We start from the raw sequence: 16,153 nt of genomic DNA, 5'->3' as shown, positions 1-16,153 counted from the left end.
GGATCGAAAGGGGCCTTCGGTAGGAAAGAGGGCCGTCAGCGCGCGGCGCGCAGCTCGCGCGGCAGCCAGTCGAAGCTGTCGGCGCTGACCCCCGCGGCGGGCCGGTACTCCAGGCCGATCGGGCCGCTGTAGCCGGCCGCGGTCAGCCGGTCGAGCAGCGCGGCGAGGTCGAGCGAGCCGGTGCCCGGCTGGTGGCGGCCGGGGTTGTCGGCGATCTGCACATGGCCGATCCGGTCCGCATGGGTGTCGATCACGGCTTCCAACTGCTCGCCGTTGACCGACAGGTGGTAGAGGTCGCAGAGGAACTTGGCGTTGCCGAGCCCGGTGGCGGCGTTGATCCGGTCGACCACGGCGACGGCGCCGGCGGCGGTGTGCAGCGGGTAGTCGGGTGCGTCATCGCGGTTGAGGGCCTCGATCAGCAGCACGGCACCGATCGAGTGGGCGGCCCGGGCCGCCAAGGTGAGGTTCTGCAGGGCGAGTTGGTCCTGGGCGGCCGGGTCGGATCCGGCGATCCGGTTGCCGTAGAGGGCGTTCAGCGCGCCGGCGCCCAGTGACTCGGCCAGCGCCGCGGCCACCGGGAGGTTCGCCCGGAAACGCTCGCTCGCGGCCGGCAGCGAGACGGTGCCCTTGGCGCCCGCCGACAGGTCGTCCAGCAGGTTCAGGCCGCTGAGGCGCAGCCCGGCGTCCTTGAACGCGGTGCGCAGCGCGTCGAGTTGGGCCTCGCTCGGGACGGCCTGGGTGCCGAACGGCCACCACAGCTCGGCGCTGGTGAATCCGGCGGCGGCCGCTGCGGCGGGGCGTTCCAGCAGCGGTAGTTCGGCGAACAGGATCGACAGGTTGACGGTGGCGCGTCCGCCGATGGACGCGAACGCGGAGGCGGCGGCCATATCCCTCTCTCTCACTCAAATTCCGCAATACGAAAGTTGGTTTCTGCTCACCGGAAGCTTGCCATGTCCGCCCGAAGCACTGTCAAGGCTTCTGCAACACTTTGTTGAAGGCGGCAGTGCGCACCGGCTTCCCCCGGACCCGCCGCTCGCTACAGTGAACGCGTGCGATTGATGGTGGAATTCACGACAGAACCGTTTGAACTGGACGCCTTCCCGGACCACGCGGCCGCCGCCCGCCGGGTGGTGGACGAGGCCGGCCTGGAGGTCACGGTCGGCCCGTTCGGCACCAGCGCCACGGGCGAGGCCGAGCGGGTCATGGCCGCGGTCACTCGACTGCTGCACGACAGCCTGGAGGCCGGCGCCAACCGGATCTCGTTCCAGGTGAGCGTGCTGCCGGCCGGCGAGGAGGTGGACGCGCCGTGACCGACGCCCAGGAGCATCCGCTCGCCGCGGCGATCAAGCCGCTGCTGGACGCCGTCGGCGCCACCCCGCTGGACCCGGCCGAGGCCCGGCCCGACGATGTGGTCCTGGAGTGGGAGGGCGTCCCGGCGGTCGCCGTCCGACTGCCGCACCTGAGCAGTGCGCTGGACCGACTGCTGGCCGAGACGACCCGCCAGTTCGGCAGCCGGCCGCTCAGCGAGCTGGACCGACAGGAGAAGCAGCGTGTGGTGGCCCTGCTGGAGGAGCGCGGTGCCTTCACCGTCCGCCACGGCGTGGAGACGGTGGCGGCCGCGCTGGGCGTCAGCCGCTTCACGGTGTACAACTACTTGAATCGTCAGGCCTGATCGGCAAGCTTCAACAAAGTGTTGACGGTCGGGGGTGGTGGATCTACCTTGTGCGAGTGGCACCACTCCCCAGGAGGTCCACTCGTGACCAACCACCCCCACACCTCAGGTGACCCACCCGGCGCCCTGAAGGCGCTCGCCACCGCCGAGCCCGCCGAACTGCTGGGGCTCCTGCTGGAGATCTGCACCAGCACCCGCTGGGCCGCCGCGGTCACGGCCACCCGCCCCTGGTCCGACCGGGCCGCCCTGCTGGCCGCCAACGCGGCGGCCACCGCCGCCCTGAGCACCGCCGACCTGGCGGAGGCGATGGCCGGCCACGCCCGGATCGGCACGCCCAGGCCGGGCGACGCCGCCTCCGAGCGCGAGCAGGCCGGCATCCGCGGCGCGGACCGCGCGCTGCTCGACGAACTCGACCGGGCCAACACCGCCTACGAGGCGAAGTTCGGCCACGTCTTCCTGATCTGCGCCACCGACCGCACCGCGGACAGCATGCTCGCCGCCCTGCGCGAGCGCTACCCGCACACTCCGGCCGCCGAGGCACAGGTCGTGCGCGGCGAACTGCGCAAGATCAACGACATCCGCCTCAACCGGCTTCTGAACGAGACCAGCTGAGCTACCGTCGATTTCTGACCTCTCGTCACATCAAGCACTAGCTAAGGTCGTTCACGCCATGACCGGCATCTCCACGCATGTGCTCGACACCAGCCTGGGCCGCCCGGCCGAGGGCGTCCCGGTCGAGCTGGCGCTCAGCACCGGGGGTGGCTGGACGGTGCTCGGCACCTCCGCCACGGACTCCGACGGCCGGGTCAAGGACCTGCCGGCCGTGGAGGCGGGCTCGGTCGTCCGGCTGACCTTCGACACCGCGGCGTACTACGCGCGCTCGTCGACCGGGACGCCGTTCTTCCCCGAGGTCACGATCGTCTTCACGGTCGCGCCCGCGCAGCCGCACTACCACGTGCCGCTGCTGCTGAATCCCTTCGGATATTCCGTCTATCGCGGAAGCTAGACACCAAGGAGCCGACCATGGCCCACGTGCTCGGTCAGAACCAGTACGGCAAGGCCGAGAACCGGATCGTCCGCGTCCAGCGGGACGGCACCCGGCACTCGATCAAGGACCTCAATGTGTCGGTGGCCCTCCAGGGCGAGTTCGCGGACGTTCACCTCACCGGGTCGAACGCCAACTGCCTGCCCACCGACACCACCAAGAACACCGTCTTCGCCTTCGCCAAGCAGTACGGCATCGAGTCGGCCGAGGCGTTCGGCATCCTGCTGGCCCGCCACTTCGTCAGCGCGACCGAGCGCGGTGTGGTGCACAGCGCCCGGATCCGGATCGAGGAGTACGCCTGGAACCGGATCGAGACCCCCGCCAGTTCCAGCGGTACCGGCGAGGCCGGCCACTCCTTCGTCCGCGACGGCGGTGAAGTCCGCACCACCGAGGTGGTGTTCGACGGCGAGCGGGTCCAGGTGATCTCCGGCCTGCAGGACCTGGTCGTGATGAACACCACCGACTCGGAGTTCTGGGGCTTCATCAAGGACGGGTACACCACCCTGCGGGAGGCCTACGACCGGATCCTGGCCACCCAGGTCACCGCTCGCTGGCGGTACTCCTACTCCGGTGCCGACGGCCAGGACCAGCCCGACTGGGACCGCAGCTACCGGCAGGTCCGCCGCCACCTGCTGGAGGCCTTCGCCGAGACCTACTCCTACTCGCTGCAGCAGACCCTGCACGCGATGGGCACCCGGGTGCTCGACAACCGCGCCGAGGTGGACGAGGTCCGCCTGGAGCTGCCGAACAAGCACCACTTCCTGGTCGACCTGGAGCCGTTCGGCCTGACCAACGACAACGAGGTGTACTACGCCGCCGACCGGATGTACGGCTTGATCGAGGGCACCGTGCACCGCGACGGCGTGACCCCCGCCATTTCGGTGCGCTAGAGAGCCGAGCGCGAGCCCCAGCGAGAGCGCAGCGCCAGCCCAGCGAGAGTCCAGCGAGGAGTCCCCCACATGGCAGTCCAACCGCCGCCCGCCGGCCAGCGGGTCGTGATCGAGAACGCGGCGATAGCCACCGTCGACGCCGATGACACCGAGTACGCCCGCGGGCACGTGGTGCTCAACGGGAATCTGATCGAGTCGGTCGGCGACGGCCCGGCCCCGCAGTGGCTGGACGGCGTGGTGCGCCGGATCGACGGCGCGGGCCACCTGGTCACCCCCGGGCTGGTCAACACCCACCACCACTTCTACCAGTGGATCACCCGCGGCCTGGCCCAGGACGACATCCTGTTCGACTGGCTGGTCGCGCTCTACCCGACCTGGGCCCGGATCGACGACCGGTTGGTGCACGCCGCCTCGCTGGGCTCGGCCGCCGCGCTGCTGAAGTCCGGCTGCACCACCGCGAGCGATCACCACTACGTCTTCCCGCGCGGCGCCGGTGACGTCCTGGGCGCCTCGATCGAGGCCGTCCAGCGGCTCGGCCTGCGCTTCACCGCGCTGCGCGGCTCGATGGACCGCGGCCGCAGGGACGGCGGGCTGCCGCCGGACCACGCCGTGGAGGGGACCGACGAGATCCTCAGCGCCAGCGAGGCCGCCGTGGACCGCTGGCACGACTCCTCGTTCGGCTCGATGCTGCAGATCGCGCTCGCCCCCTGCTCGCCGTTCTCGGTCTCCACCGAGCTGCTGCGCGAGTCCGCCGTGCTCGCTCGCCGCAAGGGCGTGCGGCTGCACACCCACGGCTCGGAGACCGCCGAGGAGGAGCAGTTCTGCAAGGAGCGGTTCGGAATGGGCCCGACCGACTACTTCGAGTCCACCGGCTGGCTCGGCGAGGACGTCTGGATGGCGCACTGCGTGCACATGGACGACTCCGACATCGCCAAGTTCGCCGAGACCGGCACCGGCGTGGCGCACTGCCCGTCCTCCAACGCCCGGCTGGCGGCCGGCATCGCCCGGGTGCCCGACATGATCAGAGCCGGCGTCCCGGTCGGCCTGGGCGTGGACGGCACCGCCTCCAACGAGTCCGGCGAGCTGGGCACCGAGCTGCGCAACGCCCTGCTGATCAACCGCCTGCACGGCCGGCCGGACGCGCTGACCGCCCGCGGCGCACTGCGCCTGGGCACCATGGGCGGCGCCCGGCTGCTCGGCCGCCGGCACGAGATCGGCTCGATCGAGGCCGGCAAGCTGGCCGACCTGGCGCTCTGGAAGGTTGACGGGATCATGCACTCCTCGATCGCCGACCCGGTCGCCGCCCTGGTCCTCGGCGCACTGCCGCCGCTGTCGGTGCTGTTCGTCAACGGCAACGCGGTCGTCGAGCGGGGCCGGCTGACCACGGCGGACGAGGACCGGATCGCGCTGACCTGCGCCCGCGCCGCCCAGGAGCTGACCGCACGCGGCTGACCTGCGCGGACCCCCAGACTCCGGGCCGCCCAGGGACGGTGCGTGACCCGGACTCCGTCCGCCGCCCTCTCACGGCGGGCGGACCGCGGCCCCGGACCCACGGCGAGGGTCCGGGGCCGCGGCGTGGCCGCGCGGCATCACCACGTAAGTTATTGGGTCGAAACACTCGACTTCGAGAGAGATCCGCTATGTCCACCGTGGGATCGGCGATTCCCGCCGCCCGGCTGCCCGCACTGCGCAGTTCGCTGCGCCGGACTCTGCGGGCGGCCCCGCGCCACCCGGTGGTCGCCGCGACCGTGCTGTCCGCCCTGCTCCATCTGGTCTGGGTGTTCTGGCTGGCCAATGACGCGGGCGATCTGTCCGCCCAGTACGCCTGGACCGACTTCGCCCGGCAGCATCCGGACTCGGCCTACAACCTGTCCTGGTACGGCGGGATGCACATCGCGTCCTACAGCGTGCTGTCGCCCTATCTGATGAGCTTCCTCGGGGTGCGGACCACGGGGGCGCTGGCCGGCATCGCCAGTGCGGGTTTCGGTGCCCTGCTGCTCACCCGGTCGGGCGTGTCCCGGCCGATGTGGCCGGCGCTGTTCACGGCCTTCGCGCTCTGGTGCGACGTGGCCTCGGGCCGGGTGACCTTCGCGCTGGGGCTGGCCTTCGGCCTGGCCGCCACTGTGGTCGCCTTCACCTGCGCCGGCCCGCGACTGCGCGGCACCCTGCTCTTCGTGCTGGCCGCACTGGGCACCATGAGCAGCCCGGTGGTGGGCGTGTTCCTTGAGGTCGCGGCGGCCGGCCTGTTCCTGACCGGGCGGCGGCGGGACAGCTACCCGCTCCTCCTGGCGCCCGCGGTGGTGGTCGGCGCGACCACGCTGCTCTTCCCGTTCAGCGGGGTGCAGCCGTTCTCGTTCCACAACATGGTGCTGGTGGTGGCGGCGGCGCTGGCGGTGATCCTGCTGGTGCCGCGCGAGTGGGCGGCGGTGCGCCGGGCCGGGATCGTCTATGTGATCGGCACGGTGCTGGTCTTCCTGATCCCGTCGCCGGTGGGCAGCAATGTGGAGCGGCTCAGCCTGCTGTTCGCGGGCACCGCGCTGCTGGCCGCGCTGACCAGCAGCGCGCAGAGCCGCAAGCGGGCGGCGCTGACGCTGATCGCCTTCCTGTCGGTGGCCGGTTGGATCACCGGCCGGACCATCGGCGACCTGCTGGCGACGGCGCCGAAGGCCCCGGCGGCCCGGGACGGCGGTGCGCTGATCAACGAGCTGCAGCAGCTGGGCGCCGACCGCGGCCGGGTCGAGGTGGTGCCGCTCTCCTCGCACTGGGAGGCCAGCGGGGTGGCGCCGTACGTCGACCTGGCGCGCGGCTGGAACCGGCAGGCGGACGTCACCCGCAACCCGCTGTTCTACGCCACCAAGAAGCTCACCGCCGACGACTACCACGGCTGGCTGCGGCAGTGGGGGGTCGGCTATGTGGCGCTCTCCTCGGACAAGCCGGACAACGGCGCGACCGATGAGGCGGCGCTGATCCGGGCCGGCCAGCCCTGGCTGAAGCAGGTCTGGCAGCACGGCGCCTGGACGGTCTACCAGGTGGCCGACGCCACCCCGCTGGCCGATCCGCCGGCCGTGGTGGAGCACGCGGGTGCGGCTTCGATGACCGTCGACATGCCGGTCGGCGGCACGGTGCGGCTGAAGGTGCCGTGGTCGCCGTGGCTGGGCGTGGGGCACCTCGACAGCAACCACGGCTGCCTGCGCCAGTCGGGCGACTGGACGGAGCTCTATGCGCCGACTCCCGGCACCTACCGGATCAGCGGCGACTACGGGCTCGGCCGGGGCAATCCCTGCAACTCCTGACGGAGCATCAGAAATCAGGCCCTGGGGGCCCGTTGGACATCACCGTCCGACGGGCCCTCGGTGTCTTGGGAGCGGCTGTCCCTTCAACGTCTTGATGGCGGTGGGCGCGTGGCCGGGCTCGGTGGCCAACTCCTCCCACTCGACGACCTGCGCGATGTCGGCGGTCGGGCTCATCGAGATGTTGGTGACCCGCTCCAGGATCGCCTCGACCACCACCGGCACCCGGTGTTCGGCGGCCAGCTTCTTGGCTGTCTCGAAGGCGGCACCCAGCTCGCCGGGGTCGGTGACCCGGATCGCCTTGCAGCCCAGCCCCTCGACCACCTTGACGTGGTCGACGCCGTAGCCGCCCAGCTCGGGCGCGTTGATGTTCTCGAACTCCAGGTTGACCTGGAAGTCGATGTCCAGGCCGAGTTGCGCCTGCCGGATCAGGCCCAGGTAGGCGTTGTTCACCAGCACATGGATGTAGGGGATCCGGTGCTGGGCTCCGACCGCGAGCTCCTCCAGCATGAACTGGAAGTCGTAGTCGCCGGAGAGCGCGACCACCGGGCTCGCCGGGTCCGCGGTGGCGACGCCGAGCGCGGCCGGGATGGTCCAGCCGAGCGGCCCGGCCTGGCCGCAGTTGATCCAGTGGCGCGGCCGGTAGACGTGCAGCAGTTGGGCACCGGCGATCTGGGACAGGCCGATGGTGGTGACGTAGCGGGTGTCCGGACCGAAGGCCTTGTTCATCTCCTCGTAGACCCGCTGCGGCTTCATCGGCACGTCGTCGAAGTGGGTGCGGCGCAGCAGGGTGGCCTTGCGCTCCTGGGTCTTTGCGATCCAGTCGGCGCGGTCCGGCAGCCGCCCGGCGGCCTTGAGCTCCTCGGCCACCTCGATGAACAGCTCCAGCGCGGCCCTGGCGTCGGAGGCGATGCCGAAGGCGGGGGCGAAGATCCGGCCGATCTGGGTGGGGTCGATGTCGACGTGGACGAAGGTGCGGCCCTCGGTGTAGACGTCCAGCCGGTAGCCGGTGTGGCGGTTGGCCCAGCGGTTGCCGATGCCGAGCACGAAGTCCGCGGCGAGGAAGTTGGCGTTGCCGTAGCGGTGCGCGGTCTGGACGCCCACCATGCCGGCGTTGAGCTCGTGGTCGTCGGGGATGGCGCCCCAGCCCATCAGGGTGGGGATCACCGGGGTGCCGGTCAGTTCGGCGAACTCGACCAGCAGGTCGGCCGCGTCGGCGTTGATGATGCCGCCACCGGCCACGATCAGCGGGCGCTCGGACGCCAGCAGGTAGGACAGCGCCCGCTCGGCCTGGGGCCGGGTGGCGGTCGGCCGGTGGACGGGCAGCGGGTGGTAGGTGTCGGGATCGAAGTCGATCTCGGTCTGCTGGACGTCGATCGGCAGGTCGATCAGCACCGGGCCCGGACGGCCGGACCGCATCAGGTGGAAGGCCTGCTGGAACACCCCGGGGACCTGGGCCGCCTCCAGCACGGTGGTGGCGGCCTTGGTGACGGGCCGGGCGATGGCGGCGATGTCGACCGCCTGGAAGTCCTCCTTGTGCAGCTTGGCGACCGGCGCCTGGCCGGTGATGCACAGGATCGGAACGGAGTCGGCGATCGCCGAGTAGAGGCCGGTGATCATGTCGGTGCCGGCCGGTCCCGAGGTGCCGATGCAGACCCCGATGTTGCCGGCCTTGGCCCGGGTGTAGCCCTCGGCCATGTGGGAGGCGCCCTCGACGTGCCGGGCCAGGGTGTGCCGGATCCCGCCGCCCTCCTTGATCGCCTTGTAGAACGGGTTGATCGCGGCGCCCGGCACCCCGAACGCGACCTCGACTCCTTCGCGCTTGAGGATCTCAACTGCCGCGCGGGCGGCTGTCATTCGAGGCATCGGCTGACTCCTGCTCCTACTCGATTCCACATCGCGGAAGCTCAGTTCTGTTATGCGGAATCACGGTAGGCGGCGGCCAGTTGGGGCGTCAAGGCTTCCGGGGGCCGAATTCAACAAGTCGTTGATTCGCATACGGACTCAATGAGTGTGCGGAACCCGGGAGGGCGAACGCCCTCCCGGCACGGCTCAGTCGCGGGGGCGCAGCCCGTCCGTGACCAGCTCCAGCATCCGCTCCAGCGCGACCTCCACGGTGCCCGGCTTGGACTCGCAGGCCACCACGGTGGCGTGCACCAGTCGCAGCGCCTCCGGCGCGGTCAGATCGCCGCGCACCGTCCCGGCCGCCTTGGCGTCGTCGATGAGCTCGTCGGCCATGCCGAAGATCAGGTCGTGGCAGCTCTCCTTGAGGTCGCCTCGCTCCGCGAAGACGGCGCTCATCAGGGTCCGCAGCTCTCCGATGGCCCGCCAGTGCAGTGCCATCACCTCCAGCCAGGCGTACAGCGCGTCGCCCGGCTCGCGCTCGGCCAGCAGCGCCCGCCCCTTGGCGCAGGTCTCCTCCAGGCCGCCCCGGTAGACCACGGCCACCAGGTCCTCGCGGGCCGGGAAGTGCCGGTAGAGGGTGCCCGCGCCGACGCCGGCCCGCTTGGCGATCTCGTCCATCGAGGCCCGCTCGCCGCGCTCGGCGAACGCCTCCGCCGCCGCGCTCACCAGCCGCTCGTAGTTGCGTCGGGCGTCGGCGCGCATCGGCCGCGCCGGCGCGACGCCCGACGCCACGTCAACGGCCGTGCCGGACTCGGGAGCTGACATGGCGTACGTACCTCCTTGCTAAACGGAGAGTGTCTCCGTATATTTCTGACCGTCAACTGGAGACTTCCTCCGCTTATTCTGCCCTGGAGTCCGACCCATGACGACCCTTGCCCCCGTATCCAACACCGCCACGGTGTCCGACCGCGGTTCAGGAGCCACCCTGGCCGTACTGCTCGGCGCCTACATGCTGATCGCCCTCGACGCCACCGTGGTGAGCGTGGCCCTGCCCGCGCTGCAGCGCCAACTGCACTTCAGCGCCACCGCGCTGTCCTGGGTACCCAACGCCTACGCCCTGACCTTCGGCGGCTTACTGCTGCTCGGCAGCCGGGTCGGCGATGTGCTCGGCCGCCGCCGCGCGTTCAGCGCGGGTGTCGCTCTGTTCACCGTCGCCTCGCTGCTCGGCGGCCTGGCCCCCAACGCCGGACTGCTGCTCGCCGCCCGCGCCGTGCAGGGCGTCGGCGCGGCGCTGAGCACGCCCAATGTGCTGGCGCTGATCGCCGTCAACTTCGACGAGGGCCCGGCCCGCAACCGGGCGCTCAGCTTCTACTCGGCCGGCGCCGGGCTGGGCGGCTCGCTCGGCATGCTGCTCGGCGGGGCGCTCACCAGCTGGTTCTCCTGGCGCTGGGCGCTGCTGATCAATGTGCCGATCGGCGTGGTGGTCGCACTGGCCGCGCCCCGGGTGATCCAGGAGCCGGAGCGGCAGCCCGGCCGGTTCGACGTCGCCGGCGCGATCACCGGCACCCTGGGCAGCACCGTGCTGGTCTACGGCGTGCTGCGGGCCGCCGACCGCGGCTGGACCGACGCACTGGCACTGGCCACGCTGACCGCCGCCGCGCTGCTGCTGACCGCCTTCCTGGCCGTGGAGTTGAAGGCCCGCCAGCCGCTGCTGCCACTGGAGTTCCTCCGCGACCGGGGCCGGATCGGCGCCTACCTCAACATGTTCCTGATCCCGGCCGGCATGTTCCCGCTCTTCTTCCTGCTCACCCTCTACTTCCAGGAGGTGCTGGGCTACAGCGCGCTGCGCACCGGGCTCGGCTTCCTGCCGATGACCCTGGTGCTGTTCACCACCGTGCGGCTGATGCCCCGGGCGCTGGCCCGCGTCAACATCCGGGCGGTGCTGGTCACCGGCGCGGCGCTGGTGGTGCTCGGCGGTGTCTGGCTCACCCAGTTGTCCGAACACGGCGGCTACCCCGCCCAGTTGCTGGGCCCGCTGGTGCTGATCGGGCTGGGCGGCGGCATGAGCTTCATGCCGATGAGCGCACTGGTGCTGCGCGGTGTGACACCGGCCCGGTCCGGCGCGGCGGCCGGGCTGCTGCAGACCCTGCAGTGGACCGGCGGCACGGTGGGCACGGCGGTGCTGGTCTCGCTCTTCAGCAACACCAGCCGGCACGGCACCGGCAGCGCGGCGCACCGCCTGGTGCAGGGCATCGACGCGGCCTTCGTCCTGGGCACCGCGGTGGCGGCGGCCGCCGTGCTGGTGGCGGCGCTGGTGATCCGCCACCGGAAGGCCTGACACCTCGGCCGGCGCGGCCTGTCGGGACGTGCGCCGGTGCCGCCTCAGGCACCGGCGGCGACGGCCGCGCCGACCACGATCAGCACCACCCCGGTGACCGCGCTGAGCCCGCGCTGGACGGCCGGCCGGGAGACCAGCGCCCGGCCCCGGCCGACCGCGAAGGTGAACAGCACGTACCAGGTGGCGTTCACCATGGCCCAGAGCCCCCCGAGGGCAAGGCTGGAGAGCAGGACCGGGCCGTTGGTGGTCACGAACTGCGGCAGCACGGAGACCGCGAAGACACCCGCCTTGGGGTTGCCCAGGTTGGTGCTCAGACCCAGCAGGTAGCCCTTCCAGAACCCGGTGCGCGGGCCGGCCTCGGTGCTCGGCGCGGTGGGGGTCGCTTCGCCCGCCCGCCCGCGCGCCGTGCGGCGCGTGTACAGGGTGCTGATCCCCAGGGCGACCAGGAGGACTCCCCCGATGATCCGGATCGCCGCGTATATCCGGGGGTTGGCCAGCAGGATGGCGGAGAGCCCGGCGGCGGCCGCGGTGGACCAGAGCACCAGCCCGGTGGCGTTGCCCGCGATGGTGGCCCAGGCCGTCCGCAGCCCGCCGGCCAGGGCCTGGCGGAGCATCAGCGCCTGCCCCACGCCCGGCAGCATGGCCAGTAACCAGGTGGTGACGAGGAAGACGGGCAGATGGGTGGGCACGTTGAGGACCTTTCACAGGGGGGCGGCCGCCGGACCTGGAAGCCGCCGTCTCGGGACGAACCGGTCAGTGCGCCAACGAGCGCACCGCGCGGGCCGCGTCGAGGAAGCAGTCGTTCTCCGCCGGCGTCCCCACCGAGGCCCGCAACCGCTGCGGCACCCCGCTGTCGCGGATCAGCACGCCCCGGTCGAGGATCGCCTGCCAGGCACGGCGCGGCTCGGCGAATCGGCCGAACTGCACGAAGTTGGCGTCGGATTCGGTGACCTGGAAGCCCAGCGCGCGCAGCTCCGCGCTGACCCGGTCCCGTTCGGACTTGAGCAGGTCGACCTGGCGCAGCAGTTGGGCGCTGTCCTCCAGCACGGCGAGCGCGACGGCCTGCGTCAGCGAGGACAAGTGGTAAGGCAGCCGGACGAGTTGCACGGCGTCCACCACCGCCTCAGCGGCGGCCAGGCAGCCGACCCGCAGTCCGGCGGCCCCGAAGGCCTTGGACATGGTGCGGGTCACCACCAGGTTCGGCCGGTCCCGCAGCAGCGGCAGCAGCGAGGGGTGGTGGGAGAACTCCGCGTACGCCTCGTCGACCACCACCAGGGACGGCCGGGCCTGCTGCGCGGCCTCGTAGAGGTCCAGCACCAGCTCGGCCGAAAGGGCCGTGCCGGTCGGGTTGTTCGGCGCCGTGAGGAGGACGAGGTGCGGCCGCCGCTCGGCGATGGCCGCCCGTGCCGCGGTCGGGTCCACTCCGAACTCCTCGTCGCGCGCGACCGCGATCCACTCGGTCCCGGTACCGCGGGCTATCAACGGGTGCACGGGGTAGGAGGGTTCGAAGCCGAGCGCGCTGCGGCCGGGGCCGCCGAAGGCCTGCATCAGCAGCTGGATGACCTCGTTGGAGCCGTTGGCCGGATAGATCTGACGGTACGTCAACTCCGCCGCACCGCTGCGGTTCAGGTAGGCGGCCAGCGCGGCGCGCAGCTCGACGGCGTCCCGGTCCGGGTAGCGGTTGAGGTCGCGGGCCGCCGCCCGCACCCGCTCGGCGATCCGCTCGACCAGCGGCTCGGGCAGCGGGTAGGGGTTCTCATTGACGTTCAGGCTGACGGGGACGTCCAGGGCGGGCGCGCCGTAGGGCGACAGGCCGCGCAGTTCGTCCCGGACCGGCAGGACGGCGGTCCGTGACGAGTCGGCTGACTGGGTCATGCAGGGGAAACCTTTCGGTCCAGGAAGTCCAGCACGAGCGGGCCGGCCAGGTCGCGGAACTCCTCGAAGTACGCGTGGCGTGCGCCGGGGATCAGCCGGACCTGCGCGCCGGGGATCCGCTCCGCGAGCAGGGCGGCGTTGGCGGTGGGGTTGAACCGGTCGTCGGTGCCGTGCAGCACCAGGGTGGGCGCGAGGATCTGCGCCAGCGCGTCCCATGCGTCGTGCCCGTTGCTGGCGCGCAGGTGGGCGCGCCGGGCGTGCGGCGGCATGGCCGGGTCGCCGAGGGTGCGGTGCGGTCCCGGGTGGGTGGCCAGCCACTGCGGGGTGTACATCAGGTCGAGCAGGGTGTGCAGGCGCTCGGCCGGGTCCGGAGAGGCGAGTGCGCGGCGCACGCTGTCGTCGCGTTCGAAGGCCTTGGGGCCGCCGGGCGACGTGCAGCCGAGCACCAGCGAGCGGACCCGCTGCGGATGGCGGACGGCCAGCCACTGGGCGACCCGCCCGCCCATCGAGGTGCCGTAGACGTCGGCCCGGTCGACGCCCAGGTGGTCCAGCACCGCGACGGCGTCCTCGGCGAAGCCCTGGGTGCTGTACGGCCCTTCGGGCTTGTCGCTGTCGCCGGTGCCGCGGTAGTCGAGGGTGATGGTGCGGCGGGCGGTGTCGAAGTCGTCGCGGACCTGGTCCCACCAGTGGTGGTTGTTCGCCTGGCCGGCGAGCAGCAGCAGCGGGGCGCCCGCGCCCTGGGTCTGGTAGGCGATGCGGGTCCCGTCCGCGGTGATGGCGTGTGGCACGGCGTCCATCCTTGTCGACCTGGGCCGGCGTCCACCGGCCTCGCCGACCACCCTACGAGGGCCACTCGGCCGAACTCGCCCGTGGGCGGGCGAGTTCGGCCGAGCGCGGCCCCCACTCAGCTCTCGTCGTCCGCCGGCGCCTCGTGGGAGAAGTAGCCGGTCGTGGCCTTGCGGTCGGCCTTCAGGTGGGCGCCCTCCTGGATCTCGAAGAGCGAGTTGAACTCGGCCGCCGCGATCGGCAGCCGCCACACGCCGCCCTCGCCGCGCGCGGTCTTCGAGGGCACGCCGCGCACCAGCTTCGCGGTCGGCTCGTTGTGCGCGGCGTGCGGGCCGTAGTAGAGCGGGAAGGCGTCGGCCGCGCGGTAGGCGGGGATGAAGGCGCGGCGGTAGCGGTCGGAGGTGTTCCGCTCCGAGGCGTGCACCACCAGCGGGTGCAGGAAGACGGCGGTGCCGGCCTTCCCGACGCAGTCCACCACGGTGGCCGGGTCCACCCCGACCCCCTCCAGCGTGGTGATCTTGCCGGCGAAGTAGCCGTCCACCTCGTGGCTGCGCAGCCCGTCGCGGTGCGAGCCGGCCGCCACCTTCAGGCAGGCGTTCTCCGGCGTGGCGTCGTCCAGGTAGATCAGCACGGCCACCAGGTCGGTGTTGCTGTGCGGGTAGTAGGCGAAGTCCTGGTGCCAGTCGACGACGCTGCCCACCCGCGGCGCCTTGACGTTCAACTTGGAGTACTGCAGGACCAGGTTCTCCCCGATCAGTTGGGACACGGCGTCCAGCAGCCGGGTGTCCTCGGCCATCTCGCCGAAGACCTTGTCCCGGCTGGTCGGCGCCCAGATGCGGCGGGCCTTGGAGCTGTCGCCGGGCTCCGTCTCCGCCACGCTGCCGAGCTCCGAAGAGGCCAGCAGCGCGTCGACGACGCCGCGCGCACGGTCCACGACACTGCTTTCGATGATGCCTTCCACAACAAGGAAGCCCTGCTCCCGATAGGAGTCGAGCTGGCTCTGGGTCAGGACGTCGGCCATCGATCCACTCTCTCTCGAAACATCAATCTGCGGTCGCATTGCAGCGCATTCCCCTGTCGAGTCTCGCAGTCCCCACCAGTTCCGACAAGGCTTCGCCGGCATACCCGAGAGGCACCTCCAGGCTGCCGTTGTGCCGGTCATTGTGCCGGTCGCTCGGGCGAATTCACGGATAGGCTCAAGGTCGATGCTGCCTCGGGCCCGAACGGCCGAACCCCCCTTGTTCCAGGGCTGGTTGACTACGAGTGCCGCCCGGCCCGAGCCCTTCTTCGTTCCGCTCGCCGCGATTTCTCGAATTCTGGAGTGCTCAATGACAGGCGTTTCGCACGAAACCGCAGGCAGCGCCGCTCCTGGCACGGTCGAAATCCTCGACTGCACGCTCCGGGACGGCAGCTACTCGGTGGATTTCCGCTTCACCGAGGAGACCATCCGAAATGTGCTGACCGGACTGGAGGAGTCCGGAATCCGGCTCATCGAACTGGGCCACGGGCTCGGACTCAACGCGGCCGAGGCACTGGCCAAGCCGATGCTGGTCGACGACGACCGCTGCTTCGAGATCGCGACCGAGGTCCTGCAAGCGGCCCGCTGGGGCATGTTCTGCATCCCCGGGATCGCCGAGCTCGAGCACCTGAAGCGGGCCGCCGACCAGGGCATGCAGTTCGTCCGGATCGGCGTGGACATCACCGACGTGGCCCCCGCCGAGGCCTTCATCGACCTCGCCCGGGAGCTGGGCATGAGCACCTTCGTCAACCTGATGAAGACCAATGTGCTCGACCCGCACGGGGTCGCCGGCGCCGCCGCCCAGTGCGCCAAGTACGGTGCCGAGTCGGTCTACCTGGTCGACTCGGTGGGCGGCTTCCTGCCGTGGGAGGTCACCGAGCTCTTCGAGCAGGTCGGCCGCGAGCTGGAGGTGCCGCTCGGCTTCCACGGCCACGACAACCTCGGCCTGGCCAACGCCAACGCGCTGGCGGCGGCCCGGGCCGGCGCGCGCTACATCGACACCACGCTGGACGGCATCGGCCGCGGCGCGGGCAACACCGTCACCGAGTCCTTCGTCGCGATCCTGCACGGCGGCGGAGCCGACTGCGGCTACGACTACCGTGCGCTGGCGCAGTTGAGCGAGACCGCGGTGCGGCCACTGGCCCGGCTGCACGACGACCGCAGCTACCAGGTGGTCGGCGGGCTGACCCAGACCCACTCCAGCTTCTTCCCGCTGATCACCCGCTGCGCCGAGGCCACCGGCACCGACGTCTTCGAGCTGATGGCGGCCGTTGCCGACGTCGAGCGGGTCCACCCGACCGAGCCGCTGGTGATGGACGTGGCCGCGGCGCTGAGCGCCCGGTAGGCGCACGGCCGTGCGGTCGGTGGCGGAGGGGGTCCCTCCGCCACCGACC

16 protein-coding genes are annotated in these 16,153 nt (G+C 71.4%); 9 read left to right on the top strand and 7 right to left on the bottom strand.

Translation table 11 applies throughout. The annotated features are described in order from the left end of the window. Positions 1-35: 35 nt before the first annotated feature. Positions 36-887 carry a TIM barrel protein gene (locus P3T35_RS08085; RefSeq protein WP_101383639.1) on the bottom strand — a complete coding sequence of 284 codons (852 nt, stop codon included), beginning with the start codon at positions 885-887 and terminating at the stop codon, positions 36-38. Between the two features lie 162 nt (positions 888-1,049). On the opposite strand from P3T35_RS08085, the gene P3T35_RS08080 reads away from it, so the two are divergent. The 7 genes from P3T35_RS08080 to P3T35_RS08050 all read left to right on the top strand — a co-directional run bounded on the left by P3T35_RS08080 (position 1,050) and on the right by P3T35_RS08050 (position 6,900). Next, positions 1,050-1,310, top strand: a complete 261-nt coding sequence (locus P3T35_RS08080) for a thiamine-binding protein (protein WP_280704813.1) — start codon at positions 1,050-1,052, stop codon at positions 1,308-1,310. Next, positions 1,307-1,672: a helix-turn-helix domain-containing protein gene (locus P3T35_RS08075; RefSeq protein ID WP_101383637.1), complete on the top strand. Its 366-nt coding sequence runs from the start codon at positions 1,307-1,309 to the stop codon at positions 1,670-1,672. Before P3T35_RS08080 ends, P3T35_RS08075 begins: the two co-directional genes overlap by 4 nt. Before the next feature lie 84 nt (positions 1,673-1,756). Next, positions 1,757-2,284, top strand: coding sequence for a 2-oxo-4-hydroxy-4-carboxy-5-ureidoimidazoline decarboxylase (gene uraD / locus P3T35_RS08070; RefSeq protein ID WP_101383636.1), 528 nt, complete (start codon positions 1,757-1,759; stop codon positions 2,282-2,284). Between the two features lie 58 nt (positions 2,285-2,342). Next, positions 2,343-2,678 (top strand): hydroxyisourate hydrolase, encoded by a 336-nt coding sequence (gene uraH, locus P3T35_RS08065; protein WP_101383635.1) that lies wholly within the window; start codon positions 2,343-2,345, stop codon positions 2,676-2,678. A 17-nt stretch (positions 2,679-2,695) separates the two neighbouring features. Then, the gene (gene pucL, locus P3T35_RS08060) at positions 2,696-3,607 is read left to right on the top strand and encodes a factor-independent urate hydroxylase (RefSeq protein ID WP_101383634.1); all 912 of its coding nucleotides are present in this window, start codon (positions 2,696-2,698) and stop codon (positions 3,605-3,607) included. A 69-nt stretch (positions 3,608-3,676) separates the two neighbouring features. Then, complete coding sequence (locus P3T35_RS08055; RefSeq protein WP_101383633.1) at positions 3,677-5,059, top strand: 8-oxoguanine deaminase; 1,383 nt, start codon at positions 3,677-3,679, stop codon at positions 5,057-5,059. 188 nt (positions 5,060-5,247) lie between these two features. Then, the gene (locus P3T35_RS08050; protein WP_218976737.1) at positions 5,248-6,900 is read left to right on the top strand and encodes an MFS transporter; all 1,653 of its coding nucleotides are present in this window, start codon (positions 5,248-5,250) and stop codon (positions 6,898-6,900) included. A gap of 39 nt (positions 6,901-6,939) precedes the next feature. Here the strand turns inward: P3T35_RS08050 and gcl are convergent, their stop codons facing one another. After that, the gene (gene gcl / locus P3T35_RS08045; protein ID WP_101383632.1) at positions 6,940-8,763 is read right to left on the bottom strand and encodes a glyoxylate carboligase; all 1,824 of its coding nucleotides are present in this window, start codon (positions 8,761-8,763) and stop codon (positions 6,940-6,942) included. Between the two features lie 186 nt (positions 8,764-8,949). Then, entirely contained in the window at positions 8,950-9,567 is a 618-nt protein-coding gene (locus P3T35_RS08040) for a TetR/AcrR family transcriptional regulator (protein WP_101383631.1), read from the bottom strand. 97 nt (positions 9,568-9,664) lie between these two features. Between P3T35_RS08040 and P3T35_RS08035 the strand changes: the two genes are divergently transcribed. Continuing rightward, the gene (locus P3T35_RS08035) at positions 9,665-11,080 is read left to right on the top strand and encodes an MFS transporter (RefSeq protein ID WP_101383630.1); all 1,416 of its coding nucleotides are present in this window, start codon (positions 9,665-9,667) and stop codon (positions 11,078-11,080) included. A 44-nt stretch (positions 11,081-11,124) separates the two neighbouring features. On the opposite strand, the gene P3T35_RS08030 is transcribed toward P3T35_RS08035, so the two are convergent. The 4 genes from P3T35_RS08030 to P3T35_RS08015 all read right to left on the bottom strand — a co-directional run bounded on the left by P3T35_RS08030 (position 11,125) and on the right by P3T35_RS08015 (position 14,762). Further along, positions 11,125-11,769 (bottom strand): LysE family translocator, encoded by a 645-nt coding sequence (locus tag P3T35_RS08030; protein WP_101383629.1) that lies wholly within the window; start codon positions 11,767-11,769, stop codon positions 11,125-11,127. Between the two features lie 64 nt (positions 11,770-11,833). Continuing rightward, positions 11,834-12,955: a histidinol-phosphate transaminase gene (locus tag P3T35_RS08025; RefSeq protein ID WP_101383628.1), complete on the bottom strand. Its 1,122-nt coding sequence runs from the start codon at positions 12,953-12,955 to the stop codon at positions 11,834-11,836. Further along, entirely contained in the window at positions 12,952-13,743 is a 792-nt protein-coding gene (locus P3T35_RS08020; RefSeq protein ID WP_180356733.1) for an alpha/beta fold hydrolase, read from the bottom strand. The genes P3T35_RS08025 and P3T35_RS08020 overlap by 4 nt, the downstream gene beginning before the upstream one ends. Before the next feature lie 116 nt (positions 13,744-13,859). After that, positions 13,860-14,762 (bottom strand): phytanoyl-CoA dioxygenase family protein, encoded by a 903-nt coding sequence (locus P3T35_RS08015; RefSeq protein ID WP_101383626.1) that lies wholly within the window; start codon positions 14,760-14,762, stop codon positions 13,860-13,862. Between the two features lie 307 nt (positions 14,763-15,069). Here P3T35_RS08015 and P3T35_RS08010 point away from each other — a divergent pair, with 307 nt between their 5' ends. Then, complete coding sequence (locus P3T35_RS08010) at positions 15,070-16,104, top strand: 4-hydroxy-2-oxovalerate aldolase (protein ID WP_180356732.1); 1,035 nt, start codon at positions 15,070-15,072, stop codon at positions 16,102-16,104. The last annotated feature ends 49 nt before the right edge of the window (positions 16,105-16,153 follow it).

Origin of the sequence: Kitasatospora sp. GP30 (assembly GCF_029892145.1) — a bacterium.
In the GTDB taxonomy this organism is placed as follows: Bacteria; Actinomycetota; Actinomycetes; order Streptomycetales; family Streptomycetaceae; genus Kitasatospora; species Kitasatospora acidiphila.
Note: the sequence above shows the minus strand (reverse complement) of the source record. Positions and strands in the feature narration are given on the sequence as shown.